The following is a 13603-nucleotide window of genomic DNA, read 5'->3' as shown; positions in this document are numbered from 1 at the left end:
CCCAGGCTAGCGCGCCGGATCCGGCCGGTACCCTGGGCGCATGGCCGTTCCGACCTCCGCCCCGGCGCCCGTCGCGCCCCTCGATCTGCGCTCCGATCCGATCGCCCTGACCCGGGTGATCTGCGACGTCCCCTCCGTCTCCGGGGACGAGCTGGCACTCGCGGACGCGGTCCAGCTGGCGCTCGAGCAGTACCCGCACCTCGAGGTCCTCCGCGACGGCCACACCGTCGTCGCCCGGACGAACCTCGGCCGCGCGCAGCGCGTGGTGATCGCGGGCCACCTCGACACCGTGCCGATCAACGACAACCTGCCCGTGCGCGAGGAGGTCGTCGACGGCGTCGAGCACCTCGTCGGCCGCGGCACCACCGACATGAAGGCCGGCGTCGCGGTCCAGCTCGTCCTCGCGGCCGAGCTCGTGGATCCCGTCGTCGACATCACCTGGATCTGGTACGACAACGAGGAGGTTGCGTCCGACCTCAACGGCCTCGGCCGCCTCTCCCGGCACCGCCCCGACGTCTTCGCCGCCGACTTCGCCGTCCTCGGCGAGCCGACGCGGGGCGAGGTCGAGGGCGGCTGCAACGGGACGCTGCGCGTCGACGTCATCACCCGCGGCGTCCGCGCGCACTCCGCCCGCAGCTGGGTCGGCGAGAACGCCGTCCACGCCGCCGCCCCGATCCTCGACCGGCTCGCGGCCTACGAGCCCCGCGAGGTCGAGATCGAGGGTCTCGTCTACCGCGAGGGCGTCAACGCGGTCCGCATCAGCGGGGGAGTGGCGGGCAACGTCATCCCCGACCTCTGCACCGTGCACGTTAACTACCGCTTCGCGCCGAACCGGAGCGGCGAGGAGGCGGTCGCTCACCTCCGCGAGCTGTTCGAGGGCTTCGAGGTCGAGGTGGTCGATCTGGCCGAGGGCGCGCGCCCCGGGCTCGACGCTCCGCTGGCGCAGGCGTTCATCGCCGCGGTCGGCGCGGAGGCGAAGCCCAAGTACGGCTGGACCGACGTCGCGCGGTTCTCGGCGATGGGCATCCCCGCCGTGAACTACGGCCCCGGCGACCCGCTGACGGCGCACGCGGACGACGAGCGCGTCGCCGTGCACGAGATCACGGCCTGCGCCGACGGCCTCCGCCGCTGGCTGAGCGCGTCGGCGTGAGCGCGCTCGCGACAGGGCGGGCGCCGGCTCGCCGACGCGCGCAGCTCCGGCTCGTCCCCTGGTGGGCGCGCGTCCTCGCGGTCTTCCTGCTGACCCGGCTCGTGACGACCGTGATCATGCTGCAGTTCGCGGCGAACCAGGAGGCGAACTCCTGGACCGGTCCGTCGCCCGCCTACGCCGACTTCGCCGCGATGTGGGACGGGCGCTGGTACCAGATCATCGCGACCGCCGGCTATCCGACCGAGCTGCCCGTGACCGAGGCAGGCGAGATCGGCGAGAACGCCTGGGCGTTCATGCCGCTCTACCCTGTGGTCGTCCGGCTGGTGATGCTGCTCACCGGGCTCGGCTGGGCGACGGCGGGCGTCGCCGTCTCCGTGATCTGCGGCGCGGTCGCCTGCCTCGTCCTCTACCGGCTGATGCGGCACTCGCTGAGCGAGGCGCAGTCCCTCGTGGCCGTCCTCTTCTTCTGCGTCGCGCCGACCTCGCCGATGCTCCAGATCGCCTACGCCGAGTCGATGGCGATGATGCTCACCGCGATCGTCCTGCTCCTGCTGGTGCGGCGCCGCTTCGCCTGGGTCTTCCCCGTCGTCCTCGTGCTCGGGCTGACGCGTCCGAGCGGGCTCGCCTTCGCGGCGGCGATGGGCCTCTACGTCGTCTACCGCGTCGTCCGGCGCGCGAAGGAGCCGTTCCTGCGGGCCGACGCCGTGCCCGCCGTCGCTCTCACGGTCTGGGGCCTCGTCGTCGGCTTCCTCTGGCCGGCGGTCGCCTGGGCTGTCACCGGCTCCCCGACGGCCTACACCGACACCGAGCTGGCCTGGCGCTCGTCCTACATCGGCTACCAGGAGCTCTTCCCCTTCACCTCGTGGTTCCAGGGCGGCGCGTGGTGGGGCGGCTGGTGGTTCGGCGCCCCGATGGTCGGCATCGCGATCGTGGTCGTGCTGGTGCTGCTGTTCGTCGGGATCCTCGTCTCGCCCTGGACGCGGCGGCTCGACCTCTTCAGCCGCGCGTGGATCGCCGGATACGGCGTCTACCTCTTCGCGTTCTTCTTCCCGCAGTCGAGCACGTTCCGCCTGCTCGGACCGCTCTTCCCGCTGGTCGGGGCGCTGGCGGTTCCGCGTTCGCCGCTGTTCCGGGTGACGCTCGTCGCGGTCTCGATCGTGGGTCAGATCGTCTGGATCAGCATCGGCTGGGCCGTCGACGGCTACGACTGGACTCCGCCGTGATCCGGTCCGCGTTCTCGTGCCGACGTACCGCGTGAGACCGCCGATTTCGTCCCAGGCGCGGATGCACGATAATAGACGGATACGTCACGAAAGGGGAACTCTATGGCGGCCATGAAGCCGAGGACCGGAGACGGACCGATGGAGGCTGTTAAGGAGGGGCGACTCATCGTCGTGCGCGTTCCGCTCGAAGGCGGCGGACGCCTCGTCGTCTCGGTCAACGATGCAGAGGCGAAAGAACTGCACGACGCTCTCGCGTCGGTGGTCACTCCAGCCTGACCCACCCAGCACCGTCGAGAACGCCCGCCGCATCCGATGCGGCGGGCGTTCCCTCGTTCCCGGGCGAGGGGAACGCGCGCCGGGTCAGGCGCGGCGCTTGTTGGCCTGCAGCAGGCCGTCGCCGATCGGCGAGAGGACGCTGACCACCGCGGGGGAGCCGCAGATCTCCGCGACGAGGGTGCGGAAGGCGGACGCGATCTCGTCGCGCTGCGCGGGGTTCGAGACGCGGCCGCGCCAGAGCGCGTGCGGGACGAGCACGGTGCCGCGGGGGCGCACGAGGCGCAGCGCGTGCTCGACGTTCTCGATGACCTGGAGCGGATCGCCGTCGACGAAGACGATGTCGTAGGAGTTCTCGTTCATCCGGGGGAGCACCTCGAGGGCGCGCCCCGGGATGAGGCGCAGGCGGTTCGGCGAGATGCCGGCCTCGTGGAACTGGGCGCGGGCGTGCTGCTGGTGCACGGCCTCCGAGTCGATCGAGGTGAGCATCGCCTCGGGGGCGCCGTCGAGGAGCCAGAGCCCGCTCACGCCCGTCCCGGTGCCGATCTCGATGATCGAGGTTGCGCGCGCTGCGGCGGCGACGAGCGCGGCCTGCGCGCCGATCGAGGGCGCGATGGCGTCGATGCCCAGCTCGACGGCGAGTCGGCGGGCGGAGGCGATCGCCTCGGGCTCGACGACGGCGTCCTCGGCGTACTTCCAGTTGGCATCCTTGTCGGACACGGGTGCACTCCTCTGGTGGTGGTCGCGGCGGGCGGATCGCGCCCGTGCATCGCCAGGGTACGGGGGCGCGCGCGGTCGTCGGCGCAGGCGCGGCGGGTTAGTGTTGTCCCGTGTTCGGTTTGACGTTCGACAAGCTCCTCATCATCGGAGTCATCGCCGTCTTCGTGCTGGGCCCTGACCGCCTCCCCTACTACGCCTCGCAGCTCGCTGCGCTGGTGCGAAAGGTCCGCGGATTCGCCACGCAGGCGCGCGAGCGCGTGAAGGACGAGATGGGTGACGAGTTCGACGAGGTCGACTGGCGCAAGCTCGATCCGCGGCAGTACGACCCGCGGCGGATCATCCGGGACGCCCTGCTCGAGGACGAGCCCGCTCCCACGGTGAAGCCGCCCTCGGCGGTCTCCGCGCCCGTGACCGCGGGCGGCGCCGCGTCGACCGCGGACAGCTACTACACGACGATGAAGCGCTCGGCCGGCGCCGGCGAGCTCTCCACGGTGGCGCCGCCGCCCATCGACCTCGAAGCGACCTGACCCGCGCCCTCCCGGGTCGACCGAGCGGACGACGTCACGCGTGCCGTCGACGGTGGGTCTCGATACGCCCCTGCGGGGCTACTCGACCAGCATGAGTGCGGCGAGCATGTCGAAAGCGGCGGCGGCTGCCTTCCGCGTGCCGGTCTGCATGCTGGTCGAGCAGCCCGCGGAGCGGGCGTATCGAGACTCACGCTGCCCGAGTCATGCTGGTCGAGTAGCCCGCGGAGCGGGCGTTTCGAGACTCACGCTGCCCGAGTCATGCTGGTCGAGCAGCCCGCGGAGCGGGCGTATCGAGACCCGCCATGCTCGAGTGTCGGGTCTCAGCCGACCGACATCGGCAGCCGACGGCCGGTCAGGCCGCGCGGCCGCGACGCGAGGGTCCGGGCCAGTTCCGTGATCGCCACGGCCGCGGGATCCTCCGGGTCGCCGATGACGACCGGCAGCCCGTCGTCGCCGCCCGCGCGCAGCGCCACGCTGATCGGGAGCGACGCGAGCAGCGGCACGTCCTCACCGCTCGCGCTGAGCCGGCGCGCCACCTCGGCGCCGCCGCCGCTGCCGAAGAGGTCCAGCACCGACCCGTCGGGCTGCGGCAGCCCGGACATGTTCTCGACCACGCCGACGATGCGCTGACCCGACTGCCGGGCGAGCGCACCGCTGCGCTCCGCCACGTCGGCCGCCGCCGGCTGCGGAGTCGTCACGATCAGCACCTCGGCGTGCGGCAGCAGCTGGCCGATGGAGATCGCGACGTCGCCGGTGCCCGGCGGCAGATCGAGCAGCAGCACGTCCAGGTCGCCGAAGTAGACGTCGGTGAGGAACTGCGAGATCGTCCGGTGCAGCATCGGCCCGCGCCACGAGACGGCCGCTCCGCGGGTGTCGCCCTCGAGGAACATGCCGATCGAGATCACCTTCACGCCGTGTGCGACCGGGGGGAGCATCAGCTCGCCGACGCGCGTCGGCCCGGCGACCCGTCCGTCGTGCATGAGGCCCAGCAGACCCGGGATCGAGAAGCCGTGCACGTCCGCGTCGACGAGGCCCACCGCGAGCCCGCGCCGAGCGAGCGCTACCGCGAGATTCGCCGTCACCGTCGACTTTCCGACCCCGCCCTTGCCGCTCGTCACCGCGTAGACGCGGGTCAGCGAGTCCGGACCGAAGGGCATCTCTCGCCGACCGCCGCGCAGCCGCTCGGTCAGCGCCGTGCGCTGGGCCGGCGTCATCACTCCGACGTCGACCTGCACCGCGCCGACCCCGGCGGCCGACTCGGCGGCCGCCCGCACATCGCGCTCGATCGCCGATGCCGCAGGGCAGCCGACGATCGTCAGCCGGATCGCGACGCGCACCGCGCCGTCTGCGCCGACCGTGACCGAGTCGACCATGTCGAGCTCGGTGATGGGCTTCCGGATCTCGGGATCGACGACCCGCGCGAGGGCCGCGAGCACCGCGCTCTCGAGAGCGGCGGACTCCTCCGCACCGAGCGCGGCGTCAGCCATCGCGCCGCTCGGCCGCGATCGACTCCGCCCGGTCCTTCTCCAGCTCCTCCACGAGGCTGCGCAGCTCGGAGCGGATGAAGTCCTTGCTCGCCATGTCGCGGATCGCCAGGCGGAGGGCGACGACCTCGCGGGCGAGGTACTCCGTGTCGGCGAGGTTGCGCTCGGCGCGCTGGCGGTCCTGCTCGATCTGCACGCGGTCGCGGTCGTCCTGGCGGTTCTGCGCGAGCAGCAGCAGGGGAGCCGCGTAGGAGGCCTGCAGCGAGAGGATCAGCGTGAGCACGGTGAAGCCGAGGGCCTGCGAGTCGAACCGCGCGTCCTCGGGGCCGTAGGTGTTGAAGAGCAGCCAGAACACGCAGAAGATCGTCATGCCGACGAGGAACCAGGGCGTGCCCATGCCGCGCGCGAACGACTCGGTCAGACGGCCGAAGCGGTCGCTGCTCTGCCGGTTGCGCCGGGGGAGCACCCGGGTGCGCAGACCCTTCGGGGCGTCGAGGCGCCTGTCCTGCTTGGTGTCCCTAGCCACGCGCACCCCTCCGTCCTCGTCGTCCTGCGATGAATCTGCCCCTCGCCGCTGCCGCCGCGGCGGGCGGGACGACCGGTATGCCCTGCGTCGCCGTGCGCACGGGCGTCCGGGGTTCGTCGTCACCGTCGTGGCTGCGCCAGTCGTCGGGGAGGAGGTAGTCGAGCACGTCGTCGATCGTGACGACGCCGACCAGGCGGTGCGACTCGTCCACGACGGGCACCGAGACCAGGTTGTAGCTCGCGAGGATGCGGGCGACCTCGGCGGCGGAGGTGTCCGGGGTGATCGGGTCCAGGCTCTGATCGAGCAGGGTGCCGAGGCGCTCGTGCGGCGGGTAGCGGAGCATCCGCTGGAAGTGCACCATGCCGAGGAAGCGGCCGGTCGGCGGCTCGTACGGGGGAAGGGTCACGCAGACCGCGGCGCCGAGCGCCGGGGCCAGCTCGTGCCGGCGGATCATCGCGAGTCCCTCGGCCACGGTCGCCTCGGACGAGACGATGATCGGCTCGGTCGTCATCAGTCCACCCGCGGACTCGGGTGCGTAGGAGAGGAGCATGCGGACGTCGTCCGCCTCCTCCGGCTCCATCAGCTCGAGCAGGGCCTCGCCGCGCTCGTCGGAGAGCTGCGCGATCAGGTCGGCCGCGTCGTCCGGCTGCATCTGGTCGAGGACGTCGGCGGCGCGGTCGTCGTCGAGGCGGCCGAGGATCTCGACCTGCTCGCTCTCGGGCATCTCCTCGAGGACGTCGGCGAGACGGTCGTCCGAGAGCTCGCCGGCGACCTCGAGCATCCGCTGCTGCGGCAGGTCGAGCAGGGTGCTGGCGAGGTCGGCGGGCTTGAGCTCGGAGAGGCTCGCCACGTACTGCTCGGCCGACTGGGCCTCGGTGGAGACGCTCTCGCGCACCTCGCGCCAGCCGGCGAAGGTCGTGGCGCCCTTCGCGAAGGGGGAGGGGCTGGTCTTGGGGCGGCGCACGAAGAGCTGCGCGAGCTCCCACTCGCCCGGCCCGACCTCCTCGATCGCGACGTCCTCGACGATCGCGTCCCCCGAGCCGTCGACGAAGCTCATCCGCCGGCCGAGGAGCTCGGCGATCACGCGGACCTCGCCGCCGCGCTGCTCGAAGCGGCGCACGTTGATCAGACCGGTCGTGATGATCTGCCCGCTGCCGATGCTCGTCACCCGGCCGATCGAGACGAACACCCGGCGCCGGCCGGGGATCTCGACGACCAGCCCGACCACGCGCGGCGCGTCGTTCTGACGGTGCACGAGCAGCACGTCTCGGACCTTGCCGACGCGATCGCCCGCCGGGTCGAAGACGCTGCAGCCGGCCAAGCGCGCTACGAAGACTCTGGCGGAACTCACGGCTACCAACCTAGACCCGGCCGCCCTCGCGGAACCCGAGCACGACCCCCGCCGCTCCCGGCCGGCGCTCGGGAAGCTCTCGATCCGCGCCCAGAAGGCTCCAAGTCGGCTGTGACACTCTCAAGGTGTGACTCAGCAGATGCCCATGAACAACCGCCGGGGCGCCGTCTCCCCGACGATCCCGCGCGGCGAGATCCTCGCCACCTTCGACACCTACGAGAAGGCGCAGAGCGCCGTCGACGTGCTCGCCCGGGCGGACTTCCCCGTCAAGCAGCTGGCCATCATCGGCAACGAGCTGAAGAGCGTCGAGCGCGTCACCGGCAAGCTCACCTGGGGGCGCGTCGCCCTCGCCGGTGCCGCCTCCGGCGCATGGCTCGGTGTCTTCCTCGGGCTGCTGCTCATCATCTTCTCGCCGTCGACCGAGTTGTCGTTCCTCATCGCCGCCGTCCTGCTCGGTGCCGGCTTCGGCATGCTCTTCGGCCTCGCCTCCTACGCGGTCAACCGTCGCCGCCGCGACTTCACCTCGACGATGCAGGTGATCGCCACGAGCTACTCCGTGCTCGTCGACCCCGAGGTGGTGAACCGGGCGCGCAACCTCCTCGACGGCACCCCCGCCGAGCAGGAGGCCCCGGTCTGGTCACCGCCGCCCGCGAACGCGGAGCCGGTGCCGGTGCGTCCCGAGGACGAACGGCGCTGATCGCCACGAAGGCCCCCGGAGGAGTCCGGGGGCCTTCGTCGTTCCCGCCGCGCCCTCGAGGGAGCGTGCAGCGGTCTCAGCGGGCCGCGGACCCCACCGGCGGAAGGACGATGTCGACCGCGAGACCGCGCGGGTCCCGGTTCGACAGCGCGACGGTGCCCCCGCCCGAGAGCACCGTGGTGTGCACGAGGGCGAGGCCGAGGCCGCTGCCGCCCGAGGCGATCGTGCGGGAGTCGTCCGGGCGCGAGAAGCGGTCGAAGGCGACCGGGATGAAGTCGGCCGGCATGCCCGGACCGTCGTCGGAGACGGTAAGCAGCAGCCGGCCGTCCTTCTGGCCGAGCGACGCGACGATCGTCCCGCCGTGCCCGATCGCCTGGATCGCGTTGCGGACCAGGTTGTCGATCACCCGGCCGAAGTCCTGGGTCGCCACGGCGTAGAGGCGCGCCGGCTCCCGCTCGTCGATCTCGTAGTCGATCTCGACGTCCGACTCCGCCGCGAGCAGCCGAGTGCGGTCGACCGCCCCGACCAGCTCGTCGACGAGCTCGGCGAAGGGCGAGGCGGGCCTGGCCGAGCGGCTCTCGATGCGGGAGATGTCCAGGAGCGCCGAGGCGAGGCGGACGAGGCGGTCGACGCTCTTCTGCGCGTCGAGGATGACGCGGTCGACGGCGACCGGGTCCTCGACGCGGTGGTGCGCGATCTCGAGCTGCGCCGAGAGCGCGGCGAGGGGTGTCCGGAGCTCGTGGCTCGCATCCGAGACCATCTGCTTCTCGCGAGCGACGGAGGCCGACTGCTTGGCGAGGAACGCGTTGAGCGTCTGGGCGAGCTCGTCGATCTCGTCGCGCGTGCCGACGACCGGCAGCTGGTCGCCCGGGGTGGGAGCGGCCGCGATCTGGTCCGCCCGCGCCCGCATCCGCCGGACGGGTGCGAGGGCGGCGCCGGTGAGGATCCAGGAGGCCAGGCCGAAGGTGACGACGAGGAAGATCGCGGCGTAGACGAGCACGTGCGCGAAGTCGTCGAGCACCAGCTGCGACGCCGCCTGGTCGCGGGCCGTCGCGACGCTCCAGGTGCCCTCCTCGCCCTCCACCGCGACGACGCGCACGAGGTAGCGGGTGGTGCCCGTCGCGACCTCGGTGTAGCGGGGGACGGCGTCCGCCGGATGATCGCGCAGCTCGGCCTGGACGGAGCGCCGCACCTCGGTCGGCATGGTGGTCGCCTCGACCACGCCGTCGGGGGTGATCGCGAGGTAGAGCTGCCCTGTGGAGGAGTCCCGGACCCGCGGCACGTCGCCGACGGCGATGTCGCGCCGGATCTCGTCCTCGATGGAGACCAGGATGGTCCGCTCGCTGCGCTCGACGATGCCCGAGACGACCTGGTAGAAGAGCATCGCCGCGAGGGCGAAGAGCACCGTCGCGACCGCGACCGAGCCGATCGTGATCCTGGCGCGGATGGACAGGGCTCCCGTCCGCCGCGTCGCGGCGCGCGCCGCGGCGAGCGGCCTCGAGGCGGCCACGCGGCTACTCGACCGGGCGGAGGAAGTAGCCCTTGCCGCGCACGGTGACGATGCTCACGCCGGTGTCCTCGGCGGGCAGCTTCTTGCGGAGGTAGCTCACGTACTGGTCGACGATGTTGTTGTCGACGATCTCGCCGCCGCCCCAGATCTCGGAGAGGATGCGCTGGCGGGTGACCACGGAGCCGACCGGCGAGATCAGCAGCTTCAGCAGCTCGAGCTCCTTCGGGCTGACGTGGATGCGGGTGCTGTCCGCGGTGCGGCGGATACTCGAGCCGTCGACGGTGATGCGGCCGACCTCGATCGAGGTGGACATCAGCGAGGGGCTGCGGCGCAGCAGCGCGCGCAGTCGCGCGTTCAGCTCGGTGAAGGCGAACGGCTTCGTCAGGTAGTCGTCCGCACCCGCGTCCAGGCCGAACACGCGGTCCTCGACGGAGTCGCGCGCCGTGAGCAGCAGGATCGGGGTCGAGCGGCCGAGCTCGCGGATGCGCCGGCAGATCTCGAAGCCCGACATCGCGGGGAGCATCACGTCGACGATCGCGGCGGAGAACTCGGCGTTGCTGAACGCGACGAGCGCATCGATGCCGTTCGTGGTCAGCACCGCCTCGTAGCCGGCGTCTTCTAGGCCGCCCACGAGCGCTTCGCCCATGGCTGGATCGTCTTCGACGACAAGGATCTTCACGCGCTCACCCTACGACGCCGCTCTCAGGAACCGCGCCTGCGCCGCGCAGGACGTCGACCTCCGGACGGAGTGGGGGCATCCCCGCGGAAGAACGATGCAGGAGGGGCCGCACTTGCCAGCTTCTGCACGGGATTTTGCTCTGTTGAGACCCGGATGGGGGCCGTAGAGTACGTCAATATGCGACGACCCGAACGTCGCAGTCGATATGCGACGACCCGAAAAGTCGCATGGTTACGGTGCCCTGATGCTCATGAACATCTCCAGAAGACCGTTCCTCCTGTGGAGGGACTCTGCCCTGATCGCAGGACGTTCCCTGCTGCACGAGCGACCCGAGAGGGTGGCTGCGGGTGAGAAGGCGATGCCGGTCGCGTCGCCCTCTTCCGCGGAGGACGAGATGCCCGGAATCCGCCGCTGCGAGTACTGCCGCACGGCTCCGGCGCGGTCGCGGTCGACCACGTGCTCGCCCGAGCATGCTCGGATCGTGCACTACTACGACTGAGGTGCCCGCCGACGTCGTGTCGGCGTCGCCTGCCTCTGCCCAGAACATGACGTGAGGGCCGCGGGCCTCGGTCGCGCCCCGAGGAGTGGGGGAGTCGGAGACGGTCGATCGCATCGATCGTCGACCTGATCCGGGTCGCTGTGCGCGCTGGAGGCGCGCTTCACGCGCTAATGTCGCGGTCGAAGCCGGGGGGGGGCCATGACTGCCACACGAGTGCACGGAACGTTCTCGATCCCATCTCTCGATGGAGTCCGCGCGATAGCGGTGCTGATCGTCTTCGTGGGTCATGGAGCGACCGCTCCCGGCCTCTGGCCCGGTCATGTCGGGGTCACGGTCTTCTTCTTCCTCAGCGGCTACCTGATCACCACGCTCCTGCGACGCGAACGCGAGCGGACGGGTCGGATCGCGCTGTCCCGGTTCTACCTCCGGCGGCTGCTCCGCATCACGCCGCCGGCGCTGATCGCCATCGTCCTCTGCGTCATGGTCGGTGCCGCTGGACTGCTGCCGGCCACCACGACCGGGTGGGGTGTGCTGGCCGAGGTCTTCAACTACACGAACTACTACCTCGTCGTCGCCGGTCGCGACGGACTTCCCCCGGAGTCGAGCATGCTGTGGTCGCTCGCTGTCGAGGAGCACTTCTATCTGATCTTTCCCGCCGCCCTCATCCTCCTGCTGTGGAGGCGGCTCACCTATCGGCGTATCGCGTTCGTCCTGATCGCCGCAGCGGTCGCTGTCCTGGTCTGGCGCGTGGTGCTCTTCTTCGTGCTCGACGCGAGCTTCTTCCGCCTCTACGTCTCCACCGATACCCGCTTCGACGGGCTCATCCTCGGCGCGGCTCTCGCCCTTGCTTGGAATCCGGCGCTGGGGGATCGTCCGCCGTTCGGACTCCGAGCCGACACGATGGGCAAAGTGCTCGCGCCGATCGCTGTCGTCGTCTTCGCGGTGACCGCCGTCCTCCCCGATTCGCTGAGACTCACGTTCGCCATTCGATCCAGTACGCCTGCCTCGTCCCGATCTTCTGGCTGATCATCACGCGCCCTGATTCGGTGATCGGTCGAGTGCTCAATCACCCCGTCGCGGTGCGCCTGGGTGTGCTTTCGTTCTCGATCTACCTGGTGCACAGGCTCGTCCTCGGCCTCGTCGCAGAGATCGTTCCCGTGGCTCCGCTGGTCGACATCGTCTCGCTGGCACTGACGATCGCGCTGGCCGAGCTGATCTTCCGGGCTGTCGAGCAACCTGCCGCGCGACTTCGCAAGCGTCTCGAGAGCGACGGGCGTGGAAGGGCAGGGCGCAAGGACGAAGTGCCTCCGCTCGACCGGAGCGGTGATCGCGCGGGACTCTGAGCGGAGAAGGATCGAAGGTGCTCCTGGGCTCTGGCTGCCCGACGGCCCGGCGGTGCCCCGCCGGCCTCTGAGGCCCTTCCCGATCACGATTCCGGAGGAATGCAGCGACGCCCGTACCACTGCCACCCTCGATTCGGCGTTCCCCAGAAATGGGCACTGGCGCGCATTGAATAGTGGTGGGGGGCAGGCGGCACGTCGGCCGAGAGCTAGCGGGAGAGGCCGATGGGGAAGCTGTACTACGACGAGTCCGCCGAGATCGACGTCGAGGACCGCGTGCTCGCCCATCTGCAGATCGTGATCGTCGCGAAGCTCCGCCGCAGCGAGGCGTTCCTGCTGAGCTGGCGGAACGATCCCGGCGCGGGCGACGGCCGCAACGCGATCTGGCTGCACCCCGCTCTGTCCCTCCGCTTCACCTACTTCGGCGGTCGGATGCCGCGCATCAACCCGGCGTGGATCGCGGAGCTCACCGATCTGGCCAATTCAGCCGGTGGCCTCTACGCCACGGCGGAGCCGGCCGAGCCGGCGCGTCCCGCCTCGCGGTCGAACCGGGGCTAGGCGCCGCCGCGGCTGGAGCCGTCCGGAACGACGAAGGCCCGGGCAGCGCTTCGCAGCGTCGTCCCGGGCCTTCGGAGATGGTGCCCCCAGTAGGATTCGAACCTACGCCCCTGCCTCCGGAGGGCAGTGCTCTATCCCCTGAGCTATGGGGGCCAGGAGTGCCTGTCAACATTAGCACCCGGGGTGCGCCTCCCCGGACGCTCTGGCGGGCCGTGCGGCCGTGCCACGATGGGGGCATGCTGCGCACCGTCTCCGCCTCGCTGGGCCTGCGACTGAACGGTCCGACCGACCTCGTCTTCCTGGTGGCGGCGACGCCGACGGGCGACTCGTTCGAGGACTCCTTCGCCGTCACGCTGGACGGCGAGCCCATTCCGGTGCGCGAGTTCCCGGCCCGGCACGGCGCCCGCGTGCACCGCGTGGCGGCGAACGCCGGCGCGATGCAGGTGGAGTACCGCGGGCGGGTCTCGGGCCGCGGCACCCCCGACGAGCCGAGCGAGCTCGAGCTGGTCGAGTACCTCCGACCGAGCCGCTACGCGGAGACCGACGCGCTCGGCGGAATCGCCCGCCGTGAGTTCGGGCGGGCGAAGGGCTTCGAGGCGCTCACCGCTGTCGAGGAGTGGGTGCACTCCCACCTCTCCTACGTCTACGGCTCCACAATCGCCACCGGGGGAGCGGCGCAGGTGATCGAGAGCGGTCAGGGTGTCTGCCGCGACTTCGCGCACACGGTCGTGGGGCTGCTCCGCGCGCTCGACATCCCGGCGCGGGTCACCGCCGTCTACGCGCCCGGCCTCGAGCCGCGCGACTTCCACGCCGTCTCCGAGGCCTGGGTCGACGGAGCCTGGCACGCGGTCGATGCGACCCGGCTCGCTCCGCGCCCGTCGATGCTCCGCATCTCCTCCGGCCGGGACACCGCGGACACGGCGTTCCTCAGCAGCTACCTCACCGATCTGCGCCTCGAGACGATGAGCGTCGAGGCGAGCTGCGACGAGGTCATCGAGGACGACCACGTCTCGCCGGTCCGCCTGGGCTGAGCGGCGTCGGCTGAGCATCGTCGTCGGAGCGGACG

The 13603-nt window shown here is 71.1% G+C and carries 15 protein-coding genes and 1 tRNA gene; 9 read left to right on the top strand and 7 right to left on the bottom strand.

Going from position 1 to position 13603, the window contains the following annotated elements:
* Positions 1–40 precede the first annotated feature (40 nt).
* From dapE to HQQ82_RS04195, 3 genes are all read left to right on the top strand, one after another.
* Positions 41–1150 carry a succinyl-diaminopimelate desuccinylase gene (gene dapE / locus HQQ82_RS04205; protein ID WP_173231791.1) on the top strand — a complete coding sequence of 370 codons (1110 nt, stop codon included), beginning with the start codon at positions 41–43 and terminating at the stop codon, positions 1148–1150.
* The gene (locus HQQ82_RS04200) at positions 1147–2373 is read left to right on the top strand and encodes a hypothetical protein (RefSeq protein WP_367947805.1); all 1227 of its coding nucleotides are present in this window, start codon (positions 1147–1149) and stop codon (positions 2371–2373) included. The genes dapE and HQQ82_RS04200 overlap by 4 nt, the downstream gene beginning before the upstream one ends.
* A gap of 102 nt (positions 2374–2475) precedes the next feature.
* Positions 2476–2649: a DUF3117 domain-containing protein gene (locus HQQ82_RS04195; RefSeq protein ID WP_077221916.1), complete on the top strand. Its 174-nt coding sequence runs from the start codon at positions 2476–2478 to the stop codon at positions 2647–2649.
* Positions 2650–2733: 84 nt separating this feature from the next.
* Here the strand turns inward: HQQ82_RS04195 and HQQ82_RS04190 are convergent, their stop codons facing one another.
* The gene (locus HQQ82_RS04190) at positions 2734–3366 is read right to left on the bottom strand and encodes a class I SAM-dependent methyltransferase (protein WP_173231790.1); all 633 of its coding nucleotides are present in this window, start codon (positions 3364–3366) and stop codon (positions 2734–2736) included.
* A 110-nt stretch (positions 3367–3476) separates the two neighbouring features.
* On the opposite strand from HQQ82_RS04190, the gene HQQ82_RS04185 reads away from it, so the two are divergent.
* A complete protein-coding gene (locus HQQ82_RS04185; protein WP_173231789.1) occupies positions 3477–3893 on the top strand; it encodes a Sec-independent protein translocase TatB in 417 nt (138 codons plus the stop codon).
* A 320-nt stretch (positions 3894–4213) separates the two neighbouring features.
* Here the strand turns inward: HQQ82_RS04185 and HQQ82_RS04180 are convergent, their stop codons facing one another.
* The 3 genes from HQQ82_RS04180 to HQQ82_RS04170 are packed head-to-tail and all read right to left on the bottom strand — an operon-like array spanning position 4214 to position 7254.
* A complete protein-coding gene (locus HQQ82_RS04180) occupies positions 4214–5380 on the bottom strand; it encodes an Mrp/NBP35 family ATP-binding protein (protein WP_173231788.1) in 1167 nt (388 codons plus the stop codon).
* The gene (locus tag HQQ82_RS04175; protein ID WP_173231787.1) at positions 5373–5903 is read right to left on the bottom strand and encodes a DUF1003 domain-containing protein; all 531 of its coding nucleotides are present in this window, start codon (positions 5901–5903) and stop codon (positions 5373–5375) included. The genes HQQ82_RS04180 and HQQ82_RS04175 overlap by 8 nt, the downstream gene beginning before the upstream one ends.
* Entirely contained in the window at positions 5896–7254 is a 1359-nt protein-coding gene (locus HQQ82_RS04170; RefSeq protein WP_173231786.1) for a CBS domain-containing protein, read from the bottom strand. The genes HQQ82_RS04175 and HQQ82_RS04170 overlap by 8 nt, the downstream gene beginning before the upstream one ends.
* A gap of 145 nt (positions 7255–7399) precedes the next feature.
* On the opposite strand from HQQ82_RS04170, the gene HQQ82_RS04165 reads away from it, so the two are divergent.
* Positions 7400–7951, top strand: coding sequence for a general stress protein (locus HQQ82_RS04165; RefSeq protein ID WP_173231785.1), 552 nt, complete (start codon positions 7400–7402; stop codon positions 7949–7951).
* 76 nt (positions 7952–8027) lie between these two features.
* Here HQQ82_RS04165 and HQQ82_RS19775 read toward each other — a convergent pair whose 3' ends face one another.
* Together HQQ82_RS19775 and HQQ82_RS20515 are read right to left on the bottom strand one after the other, a co-directional pair.
* Positions 8028–9461 carry a HAMP domain-containing sensor histidine kinase gene (locus tag HQQ82_RS19775; RefSeq protein ID WP_173231784.1) on the bottom strand — a complete coding sequence of 478 codons (1434 nt, stop codon included), beginning with the start codon at positions 9459–9461 and terminating at the stop codon, positions 8028–8030.
* A gap of 4 nt (positions 9462–9465) precedes the next feature.
* A complete protein-coding gene (locus HQQ82_RS20515) occupies positions 9466–10140 on the bottom strand; it encodes a response regulator transcription factor (RefSeq protein WP_367947804.1) in 675 nt (224 codons plus the stop codon).
* Positions 10141–10837: 697 nt separating this feature from the next.
* On the opposite strand from HQQ82_RS20515, the gene HQQ82_RS04150 reads away from it, so the two are divergent.
* The 3 genes from HQQ82_RS04150 to HQQ82_RS04140 all read left to right on the top strand — a co-directional run bounded on the left by HQQ82_RS04150 (position 10838) and on the right by HQQ82_RS04140 (position 12537).
* Positions 10838–11665: an acyltransferase gene (locus tag HQQ82_RS04150; protein WP_301952379.1), complete on the top strand. Its 828-nt coding sequence runs from the start codon at positions 10838–10840 to the stop codon at positions 11663–11665.
* Between the two features lie 32 nt (positions 11666–11697).
* On the top strand, positions 11698–11982 hold the full coding sequence (locus HQQ82_RS04145) for an acyltransferase (protein WP_173231781.1): 285 nt from the start codon (positions 11698–11700) through the stop codon (positions 11980–11982).
* Positions 11983–12204: 222 nt separating this feature from the next.
* The gene (locus HQQ82_RS04140; RefSeq protein WP_173231780.1) at positions 12205–12537 is read left to right on the top strand and encodes an ATP-dependent DNA ligase; all 333 of its coding nucleotides are present in this window, start codon (positions 12205–12207) and stop codon (positions 12535–12537) included.
* Positions 12538–12615: 78 nt separating this feature from the next.
* Here the strand turns inward: HQQ82_RS04140 and HQQ82_RS04135 are convergent.
* A tRNA-Arg gene (locus tag HQQ82_RS04135) sits at positions 12616–12690 on the bottom strand.
* Between the two features lie 83 nt (positions 12691–12773).
* On the opposite strand from HQQ82_RS04135, the gene HQQ82_RS04130 reads away from it, so the two are divergent.
* Positions 12774–13568 (top strand): transglutaminase family protein, encoded by a 795-nt coding sequence (locus tag HQQ82_RS04130; protein WP_173231779.1) that lies wholly within the window; start codon positions 12774–12776, stop codon positions 13566–13568.
* Positions 13569–13603 lie beyond the last annotated feature (35 nt).

It is taken from the genome of Rathayibacter sp. VKM Ac-2856, from assembly GCF_013205055.1.
GTDB lineage: Bacteria > Actinomycetota > Actinomycetes > Actinomycetales > Microbacteriaceae > Rathayibacter.
This window is presented reverse-complemented; position numbering and strand designations above follow the sequence as displayed.

Excerpts from the sequence above, each read along its gene's own strand:
- dapE (WP_173231791.1), top strand. The coding sequence starts at position 41 with ATGGCCGTTCCGACCTCCGCCCCGGCGCCCGTCGCGCCCCTCGATCTG.
- HQQ82_RS04195 (WP_077221916.1), top strand. The coding sequence starts at position 2,476 with ATGGCGGCCATGAAGCCGAGGACCGGAGACGGACCGATGGAGGCTGTT.
- HQQ82_RS04180 (WP_173231788.1), bottom strand. The coding sequence starts at position 5,380 with ATGGCTGACGCCGCGCTCGGTGCGGAGGAGTCCGCCGCTCTCGAGAGC.
- HQQ82_RS04165 (WP_173231785.1), top strand. The coding sequence starts at position 7,400 with ATGAACAACCGCCGGGGCGCCGTCTCCCCGACGATCCCGCGCGGCGAG.
- HQQ82_RS04150 (WP_301952379.1), top strand. The coding sequence starts at position 10,838 with ATGACTGCCACACGAGTGCACGGAACGTTCTCGATCCCATCTCTCGAT.
- HQQ82_RS04140 (WP_173231780.1), top strand. The coding sequence starts at position 12,205 with ATGGGGAAGCTGTACTACGACGAGTCCGCCGAGATCGACGTCGAGGAC.
- HQQ82_RS04130 (WP_173231779.1), top strand. The coding sequence starts at position 12,774 with ATGCTGCGCACCGTCTCCGCCTCGCTGGGCCTGCGACTGAACGGTCCG.